Raw genomic sequence first — 21,934 nt, 5'->3', positions numbered from 1 at the left:
ACACACGATACAGCTGTTACGTACAGCGCAACAGCGTGACCGGCAGAGGTGGCCATGACCGACGAATCCCCGGGTGCCCGCACCCCCTGGGCGCCGCCGCCCGCAGGAGCGGTCACGGTCTACCGCGGCGCCACCCTGTTCGACGGCACCGGCAGTCCGCCACGGCCCGGCACCACGATCGTCACCGACGGCGCCACCCTCCACACCGTGACCGGGGACGGCGACCCGCTGCCCGCGCTCGCCGCCGACGCCCCGCAGGTCGACCTGGACGGCCGCTTCGTCGTCCCCGGCCTGATCGACACCCATCAGCATCTGGCCACCCCACCCGACCGGCCCGTCGCCGAAGCCGTCCTCGCACGCCTGGTCCACAGCGGCGTCACCGCCGTCCGCGACATGGCCGACGACCTGCGGCAGATCGGCGACCTCGCCCGGGCCACCCTGGTGGGCGAGATCCCCGGCCCCGACATCCACTACGCCGCCCTCATGGCCGGGCCCACCTTCTTCGACGACCCGCGCACCCACCAGGTCTGCCAGGGCGCCGAGCCCGGCGCCGTGCCCTGGATGCAGGCGATCACCCCGGACACCGACCTGCCCCTCGCCGTCGCCCTCGCCCGCGGCACCCACGCCGCCGCCCTCAAGGTCTACGCGAACCTGGACGCCGCGACCGTCGCCGCCATCACCGCCGAAGCCCACCGCCAGGGCGTCCCCGTCTGGGCCCACGCCGCCGTCTTCCCGGCCGCGCCCGGCCAGGTCGTCGAGGCGGGCGTCGACAGCGTCTCGCACGTCACCCTCCTCGCCTTCGAGGACTGCGACGAACCGCTGACCGGGTACGGGACGAAACCCTCCGTCGACCACCGCAGGTTCACCGGGGGCGACAACGCGGCGCTGGCCGCGCTCTTCGCCGCGATGCGCGCCCGCGGCACCGTTCTCGACGCCACCGCGTCCATGTGGGACAGCGACGAGCTGCGCGGCGGCACCGCGGAGTCACGTGAACGCGCCCGCGTCCAGATCGAACTCGCCGCCGCCGTCACGGCTCAGGCCCACCGCGCCGGAGTCGACATCTGCACGGGCACCGATCACGAGACCGCTCCCGACGCGCCCTTCCCCGCCCTCTACGACGAACTCGCCTTCCTCGTCGACCGGTGCGCCGTCCCCGCCGCCGACGTACTGCGCTCGGCCACCCTCATCGGCGCCCGCGCCGCCGGCGCCGAGGCACTGATGGGCAGCGTCGAACCCGGCAAGCTCGCCAACTTCGCCGTCCTGGACGAGAACCCCCTCCAGGACATCGCCAACCTGCGCACCCTCACCCTCACCGTCAAGCGCGGCCACCGCTTCGAGCGCGCCGCATTCGAGAAGGCAGGGCGATGAACCCCACCGAGACAGCCCCCGGCACCGCCACCGCCGACACCGCCGCCGGGGGGACGGCCACACCCCTGATCGTCAACGCCCTGGGACAGCTCGACAATCCCAACGCGCCCGCCTCGGCCGAGGCCGCCGCCCAGCTCAACCCCTCCAGCGACCAGCTCACCATCGACGCCCGCGCGATCGCCGACGCCCACGCCTCGGGCCTGACCGCCGTCAACGTCACCCTCGGCTACACCATGGGCGACCTGCCGCCCTACGAGCACACGATGGACGAGATAGCCGTCTGGGACGCGCTCATCGACACCCACCGCGCCGACCTGCTCAAGGTCCGCACCGTCGCCGACATCCACCGGGCCCGCCGCGAGCGCCGTATCGGCGTCGTCTACGGCTTCCAGAACGCCGTCGCCGTCGGCGAGGATCCCGCCCTCGTCGGCGCCCGCGTCGCCACCTTCGCCCGCGCGGGCGTACGCGTCGTCCAGCTCACCTACAACCAGGCCAACCACCTCGGCGACGGTTCCATGGCCGCCGCCAACCGCGCCCTGACCCCCTTCGGCCACCAGGTGGTCGAGGCCCTGAACGACCATCACCTGATGGTGGACCTCTCCCACAGCGGCGAGAACACCTGCCTGGCCGCGGCCCGGCACTCACGGCAGCCCGTGTCCGTCAACCACACCGGCTGCCGCGCCCTGGCCGACCTGCCCCGCAACAAGACCGACGAGGAACTGCGCCTGGTCGCCTCCCGGGGCGGCTTCGTCGGCATCTACTTCATGCCGTTCCTCAGCCTCTCCGGGCACGCCACCGCCGCGGACGTCGTCGACCACATCGTCCACGCCGTCGACGTCTGCGGCGAGGACCACGTGGGCATCGGCACCGACGGCCCGGTCACCGCCGTCGACGACCTCGACGCCTACCGCGCCACCCTCGCCGAACACGTCGCCGCCCGCCGCGACGCGGGCGTCGGCGCGGTCGGCGAACGCGCCGACACCTACCCGTTCGTCGTCGACCTGCGAGGCGTCGACCAGTTCCGCGACCTGATCCGGCTGCTGGAGAAGCGCGGCTACCGCTCGGAGCGGATAGCCAAGATCCTCGGCCGCAACTTCCTGGACTACGCGGGCCGCGTCTGGACGGCCTGACGGGCGAAGCCGGCCAGCGTGCGGAAGTCGTTCTCCCGCAGGCCCACCCGAGGGTCGACCTGGTGCAGGAGTGCGGCCCCTCGAGACAGGGTGCTGCCGGCCACGGCCCGCCGGCGTACCCACTGCGGCCTCAGCGGTGACCCAGTACGTTGACCACCCGCCCGCTGGGGTCGCGGACGAAGAACCGTCGCACGCCCCACTCCTCGTCCTGCAAGGGGTGGATGATCTCCGCGCCGCTCGCCCGCACGACCGCATAGGCCGCGTCCACGTCGTCCACCTCGACACTCAGGTCGGGGGCGACGGGCGCGGTCTTGTCCCTGGTCATGACGCTGATCTGGGCGGCCGGAGCGGACGGGGACGCGAGAGTCATGATCCAGCCGTGGTTCATGACCTCCTCGAAGCCCAGCAGCCCGTAGAACTCCCGGCTCGCCTGCGCGGCATCCGAGTGAATGTGGGGAACGACACGGCGAACGGCCATCGACGACTCCGAACGAGAGGGAAAGCGGCTCTGCTTGTCTTCCCAGGAGTACTCCTACGACACGTCGACCGCCGCACCCCACGCTGTCGGGTCGCGGCCCTAGCGGGGCGGTTCCGCGTTCGTCAGGTCGACGTCGGCGAAGAGGGCGAGCATCCGGTTCAGTACGCGGACGCACGCGGTGACGTCGCTGTCGGTGAGGTCGCCGGCCGCCTGGCGGAGCAGGGCGTGTTCGCGGGTGGTCACGGCGGTGATCGCGGCGCGCCCGTCGTCGGTCAGCCGGATCAGTGAGGAGCGCTGGTGCGCGGGGTTGGGGATGCTCTCCACGAGATGCGCCGCGGCGGCGTCGTTGACCATCCGCTGCACGAACTGGCGGCTCAGCGACTGGGCGCGGCCCATCTGCGGGACGGTCATCGGCCCGTGCTCGCGCAGCAGGTCCAGCACGGCGCGTACGCCGACGGAGAGCCCCTGGGCGGACTCCTGCTCGATCTTGCGCTGGACGCGCCGGTAGAGCGGTCCGACGAGGGCGAAGACCTCCATCAGCCGGTCCGGGATCTCGTCGGGGGAGAGGCGGCGATCGGTCTCGGTCACCCCACCATCATGACACCTCGGTTGCCATGCCGATGGGCAATATGACACCTTGGTTGTCATGACTGAGATCTCGGGCCTCGCCCCGCACGCCGTCGCCTCCTCGCCCGCTACGGCCACCTTCCCCTCCCAGGACGGCCCGCTCGCCTACCGTGACGCCGGGCCGCGTGACGGTCGTCCGCTGGTGCTGCTGCACAGCGGCTTCGTCGACCACACCCAGTTCGACGACCTCGTGCCCGGCCTGGTCGCGCACGGCTACCGGGTCATCGCCCCCGACGCCCGCGGCCACGGCTGGTCCGCCAACGCGAGCAGGCCCTTCCGGCAGACCGACGACCTGGCCGCCCTGCTGCGCCACCTGGATCTCGGTGCCCCGGCCGTCCTGGCCGGCGTCTCGATGGGCGCGCTCATCGCCGTCGACACCGCTCTCGAACACCCCGACCTGGTACGGGCCCTCGTCGTCAGCGGCCGCGGGATCGGCGAACCCGACCTCGGCGACCCGTGGTCCGCGGCGCGCCTGCGGGCCCAGAGCGACGCGCTCACCGCCGGTGACATCCCCGGCTGGCTGCACGAGTTCGCCCGGTGGGCCACGGGTCCCCGCCGCACCCTCGACGACCTGGACCCCGACATGGTGCGCCACATCAAGGAGATGGCGCTGCGCACCCTGATGAAGCACGCGCCGGGAGAAGCCGACGTCACGGTCGCCGTCGACGACGTGGCCTCCCGCGCCAAGGACATCGCCGTGCCGGTCCTGGCCGTCAACGGCGCCCACGACACCCGCGGTTGCCTCGACAGCGTCACCGCCCTGATGGCCGCCGTGCCCAACGGCCGCAGCGTGCTGCTGGACGACGCGGGCCACTACACGGCGATGGAGCGACCGGAGGAGTTCACCCGGCTCCTCGTGGACTTCCTGCGCGAGATCGAGGCCGAGGGCAGCCGCTGAACGCGCCGGCCCGAGCCGCGGCGCGTACCGGCCGTCCGTTGTCACCACGGACACTGGTGATTCTGCCGATGGCGGCCGCGCCGGGCCGTATGAGGCTGACCGGGACAGGCACCCCACGTCCCCGCATCCTCATCAGGAGGACCCATGCGTTGTCGTCCCCCGCGCCGGCTTCTCGGTCTTCTCGCCGCCGCCACGGTCGCGTTCACCCTGTTCTCCTCCGCGCCGACGGCCGCCGCCGACCCCGCGGCAACCCCGGTCGCCCGGACCGCCGACGCGGCCGCTCAGTCCCTCGCCACCAGCACGCCGGTCGTCTTCGTCCACGGCTACACCGGCAACGCCTCCAACTGGGTCACCGCCATGAGCGTCTTCCAGTTGAACGGCTGGTCCAGCTCCAAGCTCTTCGCCTACGAGTACGACTCCTACGGCAACAACGTCACCAACGCCCAAGGTCTGGCCGCCTTCGTCAACAACGTCAAGGCGCGGACCGGCGCGAGCAAGGTGGCCATCGTCAACCACTCCATGGGCGGCCTGGTCAGCCAGTACTACCTGAAGGTGCTCGGCGGCAACACCAGTGTCAGCCACCTCGCCTCCATCGCCGGCGCCAACCACGGCACCACCTACGCCGGCGCCTGCCTGATCTACACCACCTGCCAGCAGATGTACCCCGGCTCGTCGTTCATCGCCCAGATCACCTCGGGCGACGAGACACCCGGCAGCACCAAGTACGCCACCTGGTACTCGGCGTGCGACGGCATCATCCTGCCGTACACCAGCACCCGCCTCGACGGCGCCGTGAACAACAACGTCGCCTGCCAGAACCACATCGGCTACCTGACGGACACCGTCGTACTGGGCGCGGTCGCCCGCTTCATCGCCTCCTGACACCCCCCGGGCGAAGGCGCGAGGGCCGGACGGAGTGCTCCAGCGCTCATGTCCGGCCTCACCGCGCTCCGGCCTGATGCGGCCGGTGTCAGTGGCGGCTGCCAGGATGAGGCCCATGACGATCAACTCGGTGGCCCGGCACGACGTGAGCGGGCAACGGACAGCGGCGGCCCTGGACGGCATCGAGCGGCGAACCCGCGGTCACTGGCACGCGATGCGCTACGACTGTTACTCCGACGCGAGCCTCCTGGCGATGCGCGACGACTGCCTCGACAACGTCGCCGCCCGCACCGTGACGGATCCTCAGCTCGGTGCCGGCGCCTCGTCGCACACCGTCCTGCTGACCGCCGCGGAATGCGCCCTCGGATACCTGGAACTCGGCTGCTATCCGAACGGCGACCAGGAAATCCGCTTCCCGCTCGTCGACGAGGTCATCAGCAGCGAGGACACGGACTTCGCAGCCGTCGTGGAGCACGCGTCCACCGCCGGGGACTGGCTGGACGCGTTCGCGCTGTGCGTGATCAGCGGCCTGGTCCGGGAACCGGACCGCGTCGTCGGCCTGCTGCTGCGCGGCCATGCCGCCACGATCAACGACGGGCTGCCGCACTCGAAGCTGAAGTCGCGGTCCGACCCGGCCGAACTCGCGGAGATGGACACCCTCGCCTGCTATCTGACCCGGTCGCGCGGACATCTGCCCCGGGACTGGCCGGCGGTTGCCCTGTGCATGCCGGAGGTCGACGAGCGCCTCGACGCCGCGCTCCGCCTGAACGCCATCGGCACGCTGACACCCGACCAGCGGCTCCTGCGCGTGCTACTCGAAGACAACCAGAGCGCCTTCGAACAGGCTCTGGCGCACCGGCTCGCGCAGTACCGCGACAGCGCACCCGCCGACGCGGCGCCCCGGACCCTGCTGCCCCACAGGACGATCGCCCTGTGCGCCCTGGCCGTCCAGGTGCACGGCTGGGACCTGCGCGTCCGGTCCGCCTACCTGCCGCAGACCTTGCTGGGCACCCCGGAGGGCGCGGGCGCCCCGCCGGTCAGCGGCTGAGCCGGCCCTGGACGCGGACGCGGTGCACGGGGTGAGGACCGCGCCGTCACTCCGTGCTCACTCCGGTTCCTGCAGGAGCCGAGTGGCGAGCCGGTAGGCGACGGTGACGTCGTGATACTCCTGCCCGGCCACGACCCGGTCGGGCAGGTGGGCACGGTCGCTGCGGCTCGTCGATTCCCGCTCACCGGTACCGGGGAAGCGGACGTCCGTCGAGGGTTGTGCCGCGAAGCGCAGACGCTCGGCGCGGACCGTGGAGTCGAACGACACGTCCCACACCGGGTTCTCCGCGTCCGCACCCGCCGTTCAGGGAGGTTCCTCGGCCCTCCTGGTTCCCTTCGCCTCCTTGGCTCCCTGAGCCGCCTTGCGCTCCTTGGCCTCCTCGGGAGTCCGGCGGCGCACGGGCCGTGGCGGCAGCTTCCCGTCCTCCGAACGCACCCGGCGCGTACGGGTACCGCTCTCGCCGCTCACGGTCCGGTCCCGCTCTCGGTCCCGGACCGGCTCCGCGGGCCTGCGCGCCGCACTGCGCCCGGCCGGCTCCGTCCGGCCCGCGGTGCCGCCCGCCGCCGCGGCACGCGGGGTGCCCGTGACGGCGCCGCCGGCTTTCCGCGCCGTCCCGCCGGCCGCCTCGGCCACTCCCGAGGCCTGCTCCACCGTGCCCGCGGCGGTGTCCTCCACCACCTCACCGGCCGCCCCGGCCACCTGACCCACCTGGCCGCCCACCTCACCGGCCGCCCCGGCCACCTGACCCACCTGGCCGCCCACCTCACCGGCCGCCCCGGCCACCTGACCCACTTGGCCGCCGACCTCACCGGCCGCCCCGGCCACCTGACCCACTTGGCCGCCGACCTCACCGGCCGCCCCGGCCACCTGACCCACCTGGCCGCCCACCTCACCGGCCGCCCCGGCCACCTGACCCACCTGGCCGCCGACGTCCCCCACCACCCGCCCCGTCCCGCCACCCACGTCCCGAACAGCCCCTCCGGCCCCGCTGCCGACGTCCCGGACAGCCCCTCCGGCTCCGCTGCCGACATCCCTCGCCACCGAGCCGACGCCGCCGCCCACGTCCTCCACAGCCCGCCCGGCTCCTTGACCGACGTCGCGTACGGCGGCCCCGGCCCCTTGACCCACGTCCCGTACGGCGGCCCCCGCGCCCTGGCCGACGTCCTGGACGGCCCGCCCGGCACCCGTGCCCAGCTCGCCGATGGCCCGACGGGCACCGCCGCCCACGTCCTGTACGGCGGACCCGACGCCCCGCGCCAGCTCGTGCAGGATCTCGGGGTTGCGATCGAGCGTGGTGAGCACCCGGTTGATGATCAGCGCGACGTTGTCGAGACGCACCCTGAGCTGGGCCTGGGCCTCTACGCCCGAGATGCCCAGGTGCACCCGGCCCAGTGAGACGTCGGCGCCCACGTTCAGCTTCAGCAGGTCCAGCACCTCGGCCTGCAACGAGACGTGCGCCCGCAGGTCCTCGACGTCCAGGTCGATCTCGTCGACCTTCAGCAGAGGGACGTCGAGGAAGACGTCGGGGTTCGCGTCCCCCCTGACCCGCCCGCCGACCGGGGCGGAGGCGGGGGCGGCCAGGGGAACGGCGGGCGCCTCCGCCTCGCGGTCGTACCGTTCCGGCTCGTCGTCGTGGGAGGAGGACTCCCGGTCGTACGGCTCGGGCTCGGCGTACGCGTCGCTGTCGTAGGCGTCGAGTTCGTCGTCGTACCGGTCGTCCTCGTCGACGTGTTCCTCGTCGCTGCCGGCGTTGTCGTGCGTCACCGCGCCTCCGCGAGCTCGCCGTGTGTTCCGTCCGTTGTGATCCAGTATGGGATCAGTGGACGGTCGGCGCCGCCCGCGGCGGGCGAGGGAGTGGCCGAACGACCTCCCTCTGCCCTGGGGCGGGCTTGCTCAGGCCGCCGTCGGCAGCGCGGCCAGGCCCTGCTTGACGTGGCGGGTGACGTCGTCGGCCAGGATCTCGGTCTGGCCCTGCTCGATGCCGTTCAGCGCCTGGGCGGCGACGTCGGCGGGGTCGGACTTCTGGCCGGCCGGGATGTGACCGGCCATGTCGGTGTCCATGTATCCGACGTGCAGGGCCGAGACGGTGATGCCGCGGGGCGCCAGTTCCTCGCGGGCGGCGTCGGTCAGCGCCCAGGCGGCGGCCTTGGCCGCGGCGTAGGCCCCCAGGTCGGCGGGGTGCAGCCAGGACAGCACCGACAGGACGTTCAGTACGGCGCCGCCGCCGTTGCCCTCGATGACCGGGGCGAACGCCCGGGTGACGGCGAGCGGCCCGTAGAAGTTGGTGTCCATCTCCCGGCGCACCCCGTCCAGGTCGCCGTCGACCAGCCGGGTGGCGGTGGAGATGCCCGCGTTGTTCACCAGCAGCGTCGCGTCGGAGGCGATGCGTGCGGCGGCCCGGACCGACTCCTCGTCGGTCACGTCCAGGCGGAGCGGGACGGCGCCGGCCAGATCCACGCTCTCGGGGCGGCGGGCCGCCGCGTAGACCTTGGCTCCGCGCGCCAGGAGCTGGCCGGCCAGGTGGCGGCCCAGTCCCCGGTTGGCGCCGGTGACCACGACGACTGCGTTGTTGAGTTCCATGCTCGCTCCCTGAGGGCCGTACCCGGCGATCGGACCGCCGGGGGTCGGGGCTGATTGCTTAGATTACGACTGACATCTAACGAGAGCATAGAATAGATGGCAAGCGACATCCAAACGGGAGGTGGGCGATGGGCCGGGTATCGCAGACGCAGGCGCAGGAGAACCGCAGGCGGGTCGTGGAGACCGCCTCCCGGCTCTTCCGCGAGCAGGGCACCCATGTCAGCGTCGCCGACCTCATGAAGGCCGCCGGGCTGACCCATGGCGGTTTCTACAAGCAGTTCGCCTCCAAGGAGGCACTCGTCGACGAGGCCATCGCGCACGCCTTCGGTGAGCTCGCCCGCTCGCACGCGTCCGGGGCCGAGCGGCAGGCCGGGCAACGCCGGACCGCTCAGCGGGAGTTGATCGAGACGTACCTCTCCGCAGAGCACCGCGACGACGCGGCGGACGGCTGCCCGGTCGCCGGGCTCGCCGCCGACATGGCGCGCGCGAGCGGCAGGCACGACGCGCACCGGGTGTACGCCGAGGGGGTGCGCGCCTTCGCCGGCTCGCTCGCCACCGAGGACCAGGACGGGATCGCCCGGCTGTGCACCATGGTCGGAGCCCTCGTCCTGGCCCGTGCCACCAAGGACTCCCCGCTCTCGGAGGAGATCCTCACCGCCGCACGCGCGGCCCTGACGGCGGCCGGCTGACCGCGCTGCCGCGGGCGGGCCGGGATCGGTCCTGGGCTCCGCGCAGCCTGTGCGCGCATATGTCCGATGAGACGCGTGTGCGTCGTGGGGTCGTTTCGGACAGTGTGGATCAGTCCGCGCGCTACGGGTGCCGCAGACGTCGTATGCGCAGGCCGGCGGCCGTGACCGGTCGCTCGTCCCGGTCTCCTGCCGCTGCGCCGCGGCGCTCGCCGGGCCGCTCCGGGCGGTGTGATCGCTCCGGTGCGGGGCCCGGAAGCGCGGGGGTGAGCGGTCCTCGCGGTGATCACGTCATCTTTGGCTGGAAGCCAGCGTGTCGGTGCATATGCCATTGAAGGTGCCCCGGGCCGTGGCTAGCGTCACCACCTGTTGTGGCACGGAGCGACAGGGGACGTCATGGACACACGGAGGCAGCGGCGGGACGACACGCGGCCTCCGGGTGGTGACACCCCGGCCGGGCACCCCGTCGAGCACGGCGGATGGGCGCTCGCCCCGGTGATGCTGTTGCGCCACGCCGGATTCTCCTGCTCCCTCTTACGCCACCTCGCGGACGCGCCGGCCACCGGGGCCGCGGATGCCGTCCTCGCCCACCGCGACGAGGCGGTGCGGCTCGGGCGGCGCGTGAAAGCGGTGCTGCGCGAGGAACGCGTGGGCACCGAGGGGGACATCGCCTCCGGGGTCGGCATGCTGCGCCCCTTCCCGCCCCGGGATCTCGCGCGGCTGGAGACGGACCTCGGCCCGGCGGCCATGGAGGCGGTCAGGACCTACCAGGACGCGGTGACGGCCCTGGACGGCGCGTGGCTCGCCTTCGCCGGGGAGCACGCCGCCGCGCTCGCCCGAGGCCGCGAGACGGTCGTGGACCTGTTCAGGGACCCCGCGTTGCAGCAGGTGCTGCTCCTGTCGAACGACGCGCGCTTCGAGGAGTTCGCCGACTGGATCGACGCCGGTGGCGGTGGCTCGGACGGGCACGTCAAGCGGATGACCGACCTGCTCACCATGTACCTCCAGCGGGTCACCACCAAGAACGAGACCCACTCCCACTTCGGCCCCCTCGCCGTGGCCCGGGTGGCGCAGGACGTCACCGGGATCACCTGGTCCACCGGTGCGCTGCGGCGGGTGGCGTTCCTGAGCCACTGGGCGGGTGAGGCGCTGGCCGAGACGTTCAGCGGGCGCCCGGACACCTTCGGCAGCGTGCGCCCCCGGCGCCGTCCGCTCGCGTTCCGCCAGGGCTCCCGGGTCCAGCTGTACGCCTTCGAGACGCGCACGGGCATGCCGGACGACTGGCGCTTCGTCGAGGTGACGGCCGAGACCTTCGACGACGACCAGACCTGGCTCTGGGAGCGGTGCGACGGCGAGCGCACGGTGGCACAGCTGCGCGCCGCGTGGGCCCGGCGCGCCGGCGGCCCGCACCGGGACGTCGACGAGGTGCTGCGCGAACTGGTGGACAAGGACTGGCTGATCGGGCGCTGGGAGATTCCCGTCGGGACCGCCGATCCCCTCCAGGTGCTGGCCGGGCACCTGGGGGAGGGCGCGGCCGATCTCGCGGTGGTGCGGTGGTTCGCCGACGCCCTGCGGCAGTTCGCCGAGGGTCCGGCCGACGACCGCGCGGCGCTCCTCCGCCGCCTGAAGCGGACCTTCGAGGAGGTCACCGCGACCCCGGCGAACCGCTCGCAGGGCCTGCACTACTCCGACCGGAGCGTCCTCTACGAAGAGGCGTACAGCCCGGTCAGGGACATGGCCGTCGGGCAGGACATCGCCGACGCCATCGGCCGCGAACTGTCCGTGGTCTACGACCTGACGCTCCTCGTCCCCCGGCTCCGCGTCCGCCGCGAGGCGGCCATTCTGCACAGCTGGACGAAGGAACGTTTCGGCCTGGGGAAGCGCGTTCCCCTCCAGCACTTCTACGCCGGCTTCTTCGACGACAAGGCACGGCTCGCCCGGCAGTGCGAGGACGTGGACCGGGACATCGCGGCACTCGACCACGAGATCACCACCGCACTGCTCGAAGGCGCCGCCGGCGATGCCCACGAGACGGTCGTCGACCGGGACCGGCTGGTGGAACTGCTCGCCCGCCACCCCGCGACGCCACCCGCCCTGTGCAATCCCGACGTCATGCTCGCCGCACGGGACGCCGACGCCCTCGCGCGGGGTGACTTCCTCGCCGTCGTCGGCGACTGCCACGCCGTCCGCGAGGCGCTCACCCACTCCAGCTTCGCCCCGATGATGCAGGCCGAGGCCCCGGAACTGCTCGATGAGGTCCACGCGCGCTACCTGAGCCTCCTCGACGAGGACGAGGTGCTGGTCGACCTCTCCCGCGCGCACCCCGACAAGACCGCCACCCAACTCACCTACCCCTGCCCGGACCTGGAGGTGCACGGCCTGTCCCCGAAGGACCGGGACGCCGTGCTCCACCCGGACCGGCTGTACGTCGTCGCGACCGCCGAACGCCTGGAACTGCGCGCGCACGGAGTGGACGGCCGGCTGAAGCTGCTCGCCCCGCTGGCCGGCGGGCCCAGCATCCGCCAGGACCCGCTGTCCCCGTTCGCCTTCCCCCGGCACTTCGGCGGTGTGGGCATCCGCAGCGCCGGCCACGACCATCTGCCGCGCATCCGCTGCGGCCGTGTGGTCCTGCACCGGGAGCGCTGGCGCCTGCCCGCGACCGCGCTGCGCGGATGGAGCCCCGGGACGCGCCCGGCGAAGGGCGACGCGGCGGAGTTCGCCGCCGCCCGCAGGCTCCGGAGTGAGCTGGACCTGCCCCGCCACGGTTTCCTGAAGATTCCCGGCGAACCGAAGCCCGTGTACGTCGACTGGGAGTCCCCGCTCCTGGTCCGGCAGGTCTTCCGCCTGGCCAGGAGATCGCAGGCCCCCCTGGAATTCAGCGAGATGCTGCCCTCTCCGGAGCAGCTCTGGCTGGAGATCGACGGAGAACGCCGCACCAGCGAGCTGCGCTGCGCGGTCTTCTCCCGCGGTGCCCGTTGACCGCACCACTTCGAGGATGCCCCCCAACATCATCGAGACCTAGGACGACCATGCCCAACAGCTGCATAGTCCAGCTCCCCTTCCCCTCCAGCCACGACCCCGACCCCGGCCTCTCGCGCTACTACGACGACTACGACCGGCGCTTTCGCACCCTGCTCCCGGAGTACTTCATCCCGTCCGACGGATTATGGGAGATGCCCCTCTGGGTGGCCCATCTGACCGCCCTGCTGGACACCGCCAAGATCGACTCCGTCTTCCGCGACCTGTCGCGGACGCCACCGGACCCGGAGGCCTGTGCCGCCCCGCTGCTGGAGGCGACCGCCCCCGGCGACCTGGTCCTGATGTCGCCTCTGGCCCAGAACTTCCGCCTCGCGCTGGACGTCTCCAAACACCTCGAACACGCCGGCCGACGCGTCGTACTGGGCGGCAACATGGCGCCGCTCGCCCCGGAGGGCGCCGTCCACGCCGTGCACCGCGGACAGCTCGACGCCGCGTTCGTCCGCCGGCTGGTGGGGCTCGCCTCCACCACGGGCGGCGTCCTGGACAAGCCCCTGCTGCCCGGGCTGGCGTCCGAGCGGATCACCTGGGCGCCGGACTACCGCCACCTCGGCGGCTACCAGGGCCGGGTGCCCCTGCTGCGGCTCAACGCCAGCCACGGCTGCCTGTACCAGTGCTCCTTCTGCGGCGACGCCTGGAGCAAGCAGCTCACCCTCGTGGAGAAGAGCGCCCTGGAGCAGGAGGTCGACGAACTCACCGCCCGCTTCCCGGACACCGAACTCATCTACATCGGTGACAAGACGTTCGGCCAGTCGCGCGAAGCCGTCGGCAACCTCCTGGACGTGTTCCGCGACCGGCCCGGCTACCGCTTCATCGTGCAGACGCACGTGATGCAGGTGAAGGACTGGATCGTCGACGCCATGCTGGAACTCGGCGTGGTCGCCGTGGAACTCGGCTTCGAGTCGGCCGACTCCCAGATGCTGAAGCGGCTCAACAAGCTCTCCCGCGGCCTCGACGACTACACCAGGAAGATCCACCAGCTCAGCGACGCCGGTCTGAACGTCGTGCTCAACATGATGGGCGGACTCGACGAGGAGACGGAGGAGGCGCACGGCCAGACCGTCGGCTGGATGCGGGAGAACAGCTCGGCGCTGTGGCTGTTCAACCTCTACAACTTCGTTCCCTACCCGCTGACCCCGGACTTCCCGAGGCTGCGCGAGCGCATCCACAACTGGGACTTCGCCGACTGGCGGGAGGACGCACCCGTCGTCTACCGGCCCCAGCACCTGTCTCCCGAGGCCAGCTGGGACCTGTTCCAGGAGAAGATCGCCGCGGCGCACGACATCGTCCGCGGCCCGACGGCCGTTCCCACGCCCCCCGCGCAGGAGAAGTGACATGACCGAACTCCCCGATTTCGAGGCGCTGCAGCACAGCGTCAAGGCCGAGGACTTCGAGGCGGACCCGCTGCCGGGCTGGGCCGGGGTCGCCACGCTCTTCGGGGCCCCCACCACCCCGCCCGACCGGGTCGACGTGGGGGAGGACGGCTGGGTGGTGTCCGGCGTCCCCTTCGACGCCACCTCCAGCTCCCGCCCCGGAGCCGCCGAGGGACCCCGCGCCATCCGGCAGGCGAGCCTGGTGTTCTCCAGCTACCTCACCAGTCTGGGCCAGTGGCGGATGCTCGACACCCGCACCGGCCACGCCTTCCGCTACCGCGCTCCGAAGGTCGCGGACGCCGGTGACCTGCACGTCTACCCGACCGACACCGTGCGCACCTTCCAGGCCGTCGCCGCGGAGAGCCGCCGGCTGAGCCAGTCCGCGCCGCGGCTGGTCTTCCTCAACGGCGACCACTCGTGCACGTTCCCCACCTTCGCCGGGTTCCGCGCCGGGCGTCTCGACCGCGGCGCCGGCCGGGTCGGTTTCATCAACATCGACCACCACTTCGACTACGGCAACTGGAGCACCCTGCACGGCCCGCTCTACCACGGCTCCAACTCCCGCCGGATCAGCGAGATCCCGGGCATGCGCCCGGAGGACATGGCCTTCGTCGGGGTCGGCGACGTCACCAAGTACGACCAGTACCGCGGGCTGATCGACAGCGGCTTCCACATCGTGCCGGGCTCCCAGCTCGTCAGGGACGGCGCCGCCGCGCTGCGCCCCCTCATCGACGACCTCGGCTCGCGCTGCGACACCGTCTACGTCTCCCTCGACATCGACGTGCTCGACAGCGCCTCGGCGACCGGCACCGGCCACGTCACCATGGGCGGCATCAGCACCGGTGACCTCCTCGACGTCTACGAGGAACTGCGCGCGCTGCCCGTCGGCGCCGTGGACGTGGCGGAGGTCGCCCCCCGCTACGACCCCTCCGGCAGCACCGCGCAGATCGCCGCCCGCCTGCTCTTCGAGTTCCTCTTCCGCACCGAGAGCGCCCCCTCCCAGCTCGCCCCCTGGTCCGACAGCACGTCTGACGAACCCCTGGAGCACCAGTGAAATTCACCCCCGCCGAGGCGCAGCTCGACTGCGCCCCGCTCCTGGCCGGGCCGGCCGGCCGGCGCGAGCAGGCACTGGACGACCTGGCCGCCCGCGCCGTCGACGTCATCCACCGGGTCGGCTTCGCCGTGTTCCGCATCGGCCGCCTGCGCCTGGGCGTCGAGGAGAGCCGCCGGCTGTCGACCGGCCTCGCCGAACGGCTGCGCACCGCGCTGATCGCCCGCGGCGCCCCCGCACAGCTGCGGCTGGAGGTCGACCGGCCCCAGCAGACCTACGTGCCCGAGGGCTTCACCACCCGGACCCTGCTGCCCCACCACGACGGACAGCACTGCTCCTACCTCACCCCGAGCCTGGAGGACGTGCCCGACTTCGACCCGGCCGCGCGGGAGTTCGGCAGCTCCGGCTACACCACCACCCCCGCGCACAAGATGTACCAGGGCATCTTCCTCCCCGACGTGGGAGAAGGGCTCAGCGTGACGACGTACTACGACTGGCTCGGCGTCATCGACGACGTGCTCGAGCGGCGCGGCATCGGCACCGGGGACGACCGGACGGTCACGGCGGCCCGCTGGCTCGGCGACAACCTGCGCCGCGGGCTGGCACGCCAGCCGGAGCACGGCTGCGCCTATCCGTCGTTCGGCGCCATGCTCGGGCTGGAGGAACCCCTCTGGCACGGCCTGTCCTTCCACCACAGCGAAGCCGTGCTGACCAAGGAGGAGCGGGTCCGCTACCCGGCCGCCGTGCCGCTGACCCGGACCTGCGCCTGCGGGGAGTGCCAGGGCGAGGCCGCCCGCCTCTTCTGCCACCAGGTGCTCATGGCCACCGGCCTCACCTGGGCACAGTTCCGGCGCCGCTGGGAGGTGCTCGCCCCGGGCGAGCACTGCGACCTGCTGTTCGGCCACAACCTCACCATGCTCCACGGCGGCCTGGCCGGCGGCCCCGGCCGGATCATCGAGCCGCTCTGCCTGGTCGTGGACAACCCCTCCGGTCGCGACTACGAACGGTGGCTGGCCGCGTCCTGGCGGCGCACCCTCCCCGGAGGACATTGATGCACGGGACACCCGCCACGCTCGCCACCCCGCTCGACCTGCACCTGCACACCCGGTACTCCGACGGCGACGAGTCCCCGGCCGAGCTGGCGCGGCGCTGCGCCGACGCGGGGCTGCGCGTCGCCGCCGTGACCGACCACAACACCGTGGCGGGTGTCACCGCGTTCGAGCAGGCCGCCGGCGGACGGCTGACCGTCGTCCCGGCCTGCGAGATCACCGCCACTTGGCGCGGCCGGGAGACACACTGCCTGGCCTACTTCGTCGACCCCCGCGACCGGCGCTTCCAGGAACGGATCGGCGCTGTCCACGACGCCGAACTGGACTGGTGGGGCGCCTGGACCGACCGGGTGCAGGCCATCGGAGTGCCGCTCACCCGGGACGACGTGACACGACGCCTCGGCGGCCGGCGGGTGGCCTACGTGGGCGACTACCTCGCCCTGCTGCTCGAAGCGGCCAACGGCGACCCGCGGTTCGCCGGGTACGCCCCCGACCCCTACGGCCCGCTCGTCGCCGACTGGTGCCGCCCCGGCCGGCCGCTGCACGTGGAGCACCCCGAGATGCCCGGCGTCCTCGACGTCCTGGCGTGGATCGAGGAGGCCGGCGGGGTCGCCGTCCTCGCCCACCCCGGCCGGCTGGTGACCGACCTGGACCACCGCGAGGGCGTGGCGCTGCTGGAGCCGCTGCGCGCGGCCGGACTGGCCGGGCTGGAGGTGTGGACGAGCTGGCACACCCCGGCCGACAGCGGCCGTCTCGCCGAGGTGTGCGACTCGCTGGGCCTCGTCGCCACCGCCGGCTCCGACTACCACGGGGCGCGGATCAAACCCTGGGCGCCCCGGCCCGGACTGCTGCCCGCGCTCCCCGCCGATCCGCCGGCCGTCCTCGACGCGCTGCACGACCGCCGCCCCGTCCGCACGAAGACCGAGGCCCAGCTGTGACCACCGCCAACACCCCCCGCACCACCGCGGACCTGCTGCCGGGCGCCGCCTGGAGTCTCGTCCCGGTCGTCGTGCTCCGGCAGGCCGGCTTCCCGATGGAGGTGCTCGACCCCCTCGTGGACCCGGCCGCGGCCGACGAGGCCCGCGCCCTCCTGGAGAGCCGAGGCCGGCTCGCGGCCGCCGCCCGGGACCTCAAACCGGTGCTTCGGCAGCACCCGGTCCCCGGCTGCCCGCAGGCCGCGTCCCGCGTCGGCCGGCTGCGACCGCTGACGGGCCGTGAACTGCGGCGAGCCGAAGCGGCACTGCCCCCCGACGCGGTACCCGTCCTGCACGCCTACCAGGCGTCCGCCGAGGCGTTCGGCGGACAGCAGGCGTCCTTCACCACCCGGCACCGCGCCCGCCTGGAACACGCCAGGGCGTCCGTCGTCGACGCGTTCGGCGACGAGCGACTGCGGCAGGTGCTCCTGCTGTCGAACGACTCCGCGTACCCGGACTTCGCCGCCTGGCTGGACACCTTCCGGGGTGACATGGGCCGCCACACCCGCAGGATGACCGACCTGCTCACCATGTACCTCCAGCGGGTGACGACGAAGAACGAGACCCACTCGCACTTCGGGCCGTTCACCGTCGGCAAGGTCGGCGACCTGCCGGGGATCACCTGGTCCGCCGAGCGCGACATGGAGCGCCGGGCCCTGTTCAGCCACTGGGCCGCGGAGAAGATCGCCCAGAGCGCCGCGGCGGTCCCCGGACTGTCCGACCACGTCCGCCCCCGCAGGCGCCCGCTGTCCTTCCTGCGCGACGGCCGTATCGACCTGTACGCCTTCACCACCCGCGACGGGCTGGACACCGACTGGGACTTCCGCCACCTCGGCGGCCGGGAGGTGACCGCGCACGAGGAATGGCTGTGGCGGCGCTGCGACGGCGAACGGACGCTGCGCGAGCTGCGCGGCGACTGGGACACCGCACTCCCCTCCACCGCCCCGGCCTCCTTCGACCAGGTGCTGAAGGAACTGGTCGCGCGCGAATGGGTGGTCGCGGAGTTCGAGGTGCCCGTGGGCGACCACGAGCCCCTGGCCGCCCTCCGCCGGCAACTGCTCGCCGCACCGGCGGAGTCGGCCGGGCCGGTCCTCGCGGCCATCGACCGCTTCGAGGAGGACCTGACCCGCTTCGCCGGACTGCCCCTCGCCGAGCGTGCCGACGCGCTCGCCGCCACCAAGGCCCGGTTCGAGACGGTGACCGGAACCGCGGCGAACCGCAACAGCGGCCTGCACTACGCCGACCGCAGCATCCTGTTCGAGGAGGCCCACGGCGAACCGGCCGACCTGACCATCGGCCCCGACATCGCCCGCTTCGTCACGGACGAACTGTCCATCGTCTACGAGACCGTCCTCGCCCGGCCACGGCTGCGCATGCGGCGCGAACTGGCCATCCTCACCCGGTGGGTGGGGGAGCGGTTCGGCGCGGACGTCGAGGTTCCCCTGGACCGGCTCTACGCCGGGTTCTTCCGGGACCGCGACGCCCTCGCGGGTGAGTGCGCCGCCGTCGAGGCCGAACTGGCCGCACTGGACCGGCGGATCACCGACGCGCTGCTCGGGGAAGGAGGCCTGGACCGGCCGGAGGTCGTCGTGGAGCGGGATCGCGTGGAGGCCATCCTCGCCGCCCACCCCAGCACTCCCGCCGCGGTCGTCGATCCGGACGTGCTGTTCGCCGCCGCGAGCCGCGAGGACCTGCGCGAGGGCCGGTTCACCGCGGTGATCGGGGACTGCCACGCCGTCCGCGAGGTCATCACCCACACCAGCTTCGGCCCCCTGATCCAGGAACGGGCCCCGGAGCTGCTGCCGGAGGTGTACCAGGGCTACCTGTCCCTGCTCGACGACGGCGAGGTCCTCGCCAACCTGTCCCGGGGCCACCCGGACAAGTCCTCGACCCAACTCGTCTACCCCTGCCACGACCTGGAGGTCTACGGCCGCTCCGGGCAGTCCCGCGACCGGGTGGTGCAGCCCTCCCAGCTGTATGTCGTCCTGCGCGAGGGGCGGCTGGAGCTGCGCGCCGAGGGCGTCGAGGGCAGGCTGCGGCTCATGGCACCGCCGGCCGGCGGACCGAGCATCCGCCAGGACCCGCTCTCCCCGTTCGCCTTCCCCCGTCACTTCGGCGGGGCTGGCCTCGACGCACCCGACCTGGCGCACATCCCCCGTATCCGCTGCGGCCGTGTCGTCCTGCAACGCGAGACCTGGCGCGTCCCCACCACCGGTCTGCGGGGCGAGGCGGTGTTCGACGGGGCCGTCGCGGGGGAAGGCACCGAGGAGGCCGAGGAGTTCGTCGCGGCCTGCCGGCTGCGAGCCGCCTACGGCCTGCCCCGGCACGTCTTCGTCAAGATCCCCGGTGAACCGAAACCGGTCTACGTCGACTGGGAGGCTCCCCTGCTGGTACGGCAGCTGGGCCGGCTGGCCGCACGCGCGGAAGGCACCCTGGAGATCTCCGAGATGCTGCCTACGCCCGACCAGCGCTGGCTGGACCTGCGCGGCCACCGCTACACGAGCGAGCTGCGGTGCGCCGTGTTCTCACCGGGGAGGGCGCGGTGACCACACCCACCACCGCCCGCTTCACCTCCGGCTACCACCGGGTGATCGGTGCCGCGGGCGCGTCGGCGGTCGGCGACGGCATGCGCTTCGCCGCCCTGCCGCTGCTGTCCGCCGCGCTGCTGCCCAACGCGTTCCAGGTGTCCACGGTCACGGCGGCCACGACCGTGCCCTGGCTGCTGTTCGGCCTGCCGGCCGGAGCGTACGCCGACCGGTTCGACCGCCGCCGCCTGATGGTCCTCGCCGACCTGCTGCGGGCCGTGACGCTCATCGTCACCGTGACACTGCTCGCCACCGACCGGCTGACGTTCTGGTCCCTGCTGACCGCGGCCTTCCTGCTGGGCATCGGGGAAGTCCTGTTCGACTGCGCGTCCTTCGCCCTGCTGCCGAGCATCGTCCCCAAGGAACGGCTGGAGGCGGCGAACGGGCGGCTCTTCGCGGTCCAGACGGCCGGCCGCGACCTCCTGGGCCATGTGCTCGGCGGCGTGCTGTTCACGGTCGGCCGGGCGATCCCCCTGCTGCTCGACGGAGTGTCCTTCCTGACGTCGGCGGCGCTGCTGACCGGCGTGCGCGGGCCGCGGCCCGAGCGCCCCACCACGCGGACGCGGCTGCGGACCGACATCCGCGAGGGCCTGGTCCATGTGCTCAGCGACCCCCTGCTGCGGTCGCTGACGGTGTCCGCGGGCGTCATCAACGCCGTGTACCTGGGCCAGATCGCCGTCTTCGTCGTCCTGGTCCGCGACGTGCTGGACCTCCCGGACGCCGCCTACGGCGCCCTGCTGGCCGGCGGCGCCGTAGGCGGCGTGCTCGGCAGTACGGCCGCCGGGCGCATGACCGCGGCGTTCGGCCGGGTCCGCACGCTGATCGGGAACCTGGCCCTCATGGGCGCCGGCGGCCTGGGGGTCGCGGCGACCCGGAGTGTCGCCGTGGTCGCCGTCGCCTACGCCGCCGCCGGCTTCGGCCTGATGGTGTGGAACGTCGTGGCCGTCTCCCTGCGGCAGGAGATCATCCCCGACCGGCTCCTCGGCCGGGCGACCGGTGTGTACCGGCTGTTCGCCTGGGGGACGATGCCGCTGGGCGCGCTGACCTTCGGCTGGCTGAGCACACTGGCGGGGCCGCGCACCGCCTTCGCGGCGGGCGGCGCCGTCACACTGGTGATGTGCCTGCCCATCGCCTTCACCCTGCTGAAGGACGGCAGGATCACCGACGACCGCACGACCGCAGAGGGTGACAATGCCGAGTGAACGCATCGCCGAGCTGGACGGCCTGGCCGGACGGTGGGGCCTGAGCGGCCTGGAACCGGTCGGCGCCGGACTGGAGTTCTCCGTCTACCGGGCACAGGGCCCCGACGGACAGCCCGTCGCCGTGCGGTGCGCCCACCGCCGCTTCGACTCGAACGCCAACGACCCGCATGTGGACACCCGGGTCCTGCTCCAGCAGGAGTACGCCATCGCCCGGCATCTGGCCGCCCACGGTCTGCCCGTCGCCGAGGTGAAGGACCTCGTCCTGGCGGACGACCCGGCGTCCCCCGACGTACTGCTGTCCGCCTACGTCCCCGACGACGGGTCGGAGCTGGACTCCTTCGCCCTCGGCGGGCTCCTGGCCCGGCTGCACCGGGTGCCGCCGCCCCGCCTGGCCCCCGTCGCGTCGGAAGGACTGCCCACGGCACGGGTGATCGCCGAGCGCATCCGGCGTCGCTGGACCGAGGTCGGCCACCACGTCGACGACTGGCCCGCGCCCCCGGACGCGTCCCTGCTGGCCGCACGGCTCACCGGCGTCACCGAGACCGGCCTGCTGCACCTCGACGTCCGCAGCGACAACATCCGGCGACGGCAGGGGCAGGTCACCGCCCTGCTGGACTGGTCGAACGCCCTGCTCGGCACCCCTGCCATGGAATTCGGGCGCCTGGCCGAGTACGCCCGGTACCCGGAGAACGAACTCGACCTCCAAGCCGTCCGCAGGGGATACGCGGCGACGGCCACGGTTCCGCCGGACGGCGACCCCTGCCTGTCGGTGAGCCGGTTGGACGCCGCGCTGATGCTGGCCCTCGTCTTCCTCTCCGAGGCCCCCGACCCGAGCCGCGGCCCGGCGGCGGCCGACCACGCACGGGAACTGGGACTGAGGATGACCGCGACACAGCACTAGCGGGTCGCGAGCGGCGGGACCGGTGCGGCGGACGTCAGGGGCGGTGGCCGATGCGGTCGACGACGG

At 72.8% G+C, this 21,934-nt stretch carries 19 protein-coding genes; 14 read left to right on the top strand and 5 right to left on the bottom strand.

Annotation, left to right across the window (positions count from 1 at the left end):
• Positions 1–54: 54 nt before the first annotated feature.
• Together ACZ6CZ_RS18595 and ACZ6CZ_RS18590 are read left to right on the top strand one after the other, a co-directional pair.
• Positions 55–1,368 (top strand): amidohydrolase family protein, encoded by a 1,314-nt coding sequence (locus tag ACZ6CZ_RS18595; RefSeq protein ID WP_469021977.1) that lies wholly within the window; start codon positions 55–57, stop codon positions 1,366–1,368.
• On the top strand, positions 1,365–2,498 hold the full coding sequence (locus tag ACZ6CZ_RS18590) for a dipeptidase (protein WP_469021974.1): 1,134 nt from the start codon (positions 1,365–1,367) through the stop codon (positions 2,496–2,498). The genes ACZ6CZ_RS18595 and ACZ6CZ_RS18590 overlap by 4 nt, the downstream gene beginning before the upstream one ends.
• Before the next feature lie 130 nt (positions 2,499–2,628).
• On the opposite strand, the gene ACZ6CZ_RS18585 is transcribed toward ACZ6CZ_RS18590, so the two are convergent.
• Positions 2,629–2,976 carry a VOC family protein gene (locus ACZ6CZ_RS18585; protein WP_469021972.1) on the bottom strand — a complete coding sequence of 116 codons (348 nt, stop codon included), beginning with the start codon at positions 2,974–2,976 and terminating at the stop codon, positions 2,629–2,631.
• A 99-nt stretch (positions 2,977–3,075) separates the two neighbouring features.
• The gene (locus ACZ6CZ_RS18580; protein WP_469021969.1) at positions 3,076–3,564 is read right to left on the bottom strand and encodes a MarR family winged helix-turn-helix transcriptional regulator; all 489 of its coding nucleotides are present in this window, start codon (positions 3,562–3,564) and stop codon (positions 3,076–3,078) included.
• 58 nt (positions 3,565–3,622) lie between these two features.
• Between ACZ6CZ_RS18580 and ACZ6CZ_RS18575 the strand changes: the two genes are divergently transcribed.
• The 3 genes from ACZ6CZ_RS18575 (at position 3,623) to ACZ6CZ_RS18565 (ending at position 6,431) form a co-directional block, all read left to right on the top strand.
• Positions 3,623–4,501, top strand: coding sequence for an alpha/beta fold hydrolase (locus tag ACZ6CZ_RS18575; protein ID WP_469021967.1), 879 nt, complete (start codon positions 3,623–3,625; stop codon positions 4,499–4,501).
• 144 nt (positions 4,502–4,645) lie between these two features.
• Positions 4,646–5,383, top strand: coding sequence for an esterase/lipase family protein (locus ACZ6CZ_RS18570; RefSeq protein WP_469021965.1), 738 nt, complete (start codon positions 4,646–4,648; stop codon positions 5,381–5,383).
• A gap of 115 nt (positions 5,384–5,498) precedes the next feature.
• Positions 5,499–6,431, top strand: coding sequence for an immunity 49 family protein (locus ACZ6CZ_RS18565; RefSeq protein ID WP_469021962.1), 933 nt, complete (start codon positions 5,499–5,501; stop codon positions 6,429–6,431).
• A 57-nt stretch (positions 6,432–6,488) separates the two neighbouring features.
• On the opposite strand, the gene ACZ6CZ_RS18560 is transcribed toward ACZ6CZ_RS18565, so the two are convergent.
• The 3 genes from ACZ6CZ_RS18560 to ACZ6CZ_RS18550 form a co-directional block, all read right to left on the bottom strand.
• Positions 6,489–6,707, bottom strand: coding sequence for a hypothetical protein (locus tag ACZ6CZ_RS18560; protein WP_469021960.1), 219 nt, complete (start codon positions 6,705–6,707; stop codon positions 6,489–6,491).
• Positions 6,708–6,734: 27 nt separating this feature from the next.
• The gene (locus ACZ6CZ_RS18555) at positions 6,735–8,195 is read right to left on the bottom strand and encodes a hypothetical protein (protein ID WP_469021957.1); all 1,461 of its coding nucleotides are present in this window, start codon (positions 8,193–8,195) and stop codon (positions 6,735–6,737) included.
• A 129-nt stretch (positions 8,196–8,324) separates the two neighbouring features.
• Positions 8,325–9,011: an SDR family oxidoreductase gene (locus ACZ6CZ_RS18550; RefSeq protein WP_469021953.1), complete on the bottom strand. Its 687-nt coding sequence runs from the start codon at positions 9,009–9,011 to the stop codon at positions 8,325–8,327.
• A 128-nt stretch (positions 9,012–9,139) separates the two neighbouring features.
• On the opposite strand from ACZ6CZ_RS18550, the gene ACZ6CZ_RS18545 reads away from it, so the two are divergent.
• The 9 genes from ACZ6CZ_RS18545 to ACZ6CZ_RS18505 all read left to right on the top strand — a co-directional run bounded on the left by ACZ6CZ_RS18545 (position 9,140) and on the right by ACZ6CZ_RS18505 (position 21,868).
• Positions 9,140–9,700, top strand: coding sequence for a TetR/AcrR family transcriptional regulator (locus ACZ6CZ_RS18545; RefSeq protein ID WP_469021950.1), 561 nt, complete (start codon positions 9,140–9,142; stop codon positions 9,698–9,700).
• A gap of 393 nt (positions 9,701–10,093) precedes the next feature.
• Positions 10,094–12,676, top strand: coding sequence for a lantibiotic dehydratase (locus tag ACZ6CZ_RS18540; protein ID WP_469021947.1), 2,583 nt, complete (start codon positions 10,094–10,096; stop codon positions 12,674–12,676).
• A 50-nt stretch (positions 12,677–12,726) separates the two neighbouring features.
• A complete protein-coding gene (locus ACZ6CZ_RS18535; protein ID WP_469021945.1) occupies positions 12,727–14,067 on the top strand; it encodes a B12-binding domain-containing radical SAM protein in 1,341 nt (446 codons plus the stop codon).
• Position 14,068: 1 nt separating this feature from the next.
• The gene (locus tag ACZ6CZ_RS18530) at positions 14,069–15,160 is read left to right on the top strand and encodes an arginase family protein (protein WP_469021943.1); all 1,092 of its coding nucleotides are present in this window, start codon (positions 14,069–14,071) and stop codon (positions 15,158–15,160) included.
• A complete protein-coding gene (locus tag ACZ6CZ_RS18525; RefSeq protein ID WP_469021940.1) occupies positions 15,157–16,209 on the top strand; it encodes a hypothetical protein in 1,053 nt (350 codons plus the stop codon). Before ACZ6CZ_RS18530 ends, ACZ6CZ_RS18525 begins: the two co-directional genes overlap by 4 nt.
• Complete coding sequence (locus ACZ6CZ_RS18520) at positions 16,209–17,144, top strand: PHP domain-containing protein (RefSeq protein WP_469021938.1); 936 nt, start codon at positions 16,209–16,211, stop codon at positions 17,142–17,144. Before ACZ6CZ_RS18525 ends, ACZ6CZ_RS18520 begins: the two co-directional genes overlap by 1 nt.
• Complete coding sequence (locus tag ACZ6CZ_RS18515) at positions 17,141–19,726, top strand: lantibiotic dehydratase (protein ID WP_469021935.1); 2,586 nt, start codon at positions 17,141–17,143, stop codon at positions 19,724–19,726. Before ACZ6CZ_RS18520 ends, ACZ6CZ_RS18515 begins: the two co-directional genes overlap by 4 nt.
• Complete coding sequence (locus ACZ6CZ_RS18510; protein ID WP_469021933.1) at positions 19,723–20,967, top strand: MFS transporter; 1,245 nt, start codon at positions 19,723–19,725, stop codon at positions 20,965–20,967. Before ACZ6CZ_RS18515 ends, ACZ6CZ_RS18510 begins: the two co-directional genes overlap by 4 nt.
• The gene (locus tag ACZ6CZ_RS18505) at positions 20,957–21,868 is read left to right on the top strand and encodes a phosphotransferase family protein (RefSeq protein WP_469021931.1); all 912 of its coding nucleotides are present in this window, start codon (positions 20,957–20,959) and stop codon (positions 21,866–21,868) included. Before ACZ6CZ_RS18510 ends, ACZ6CZ_RS18505 begins: the two co-directional genes overlap by 11 nt.
• The last annotated feature ends 66 nt before the right edge of the window (positions 21,869–21,934 follow it).

It is taken from the genome of Streptomyces sp. NPDC041135, assembly GCF_055592085.1.
This window is presented reverse-complemented; position numbering and strand designations above follow the sequence as displayed.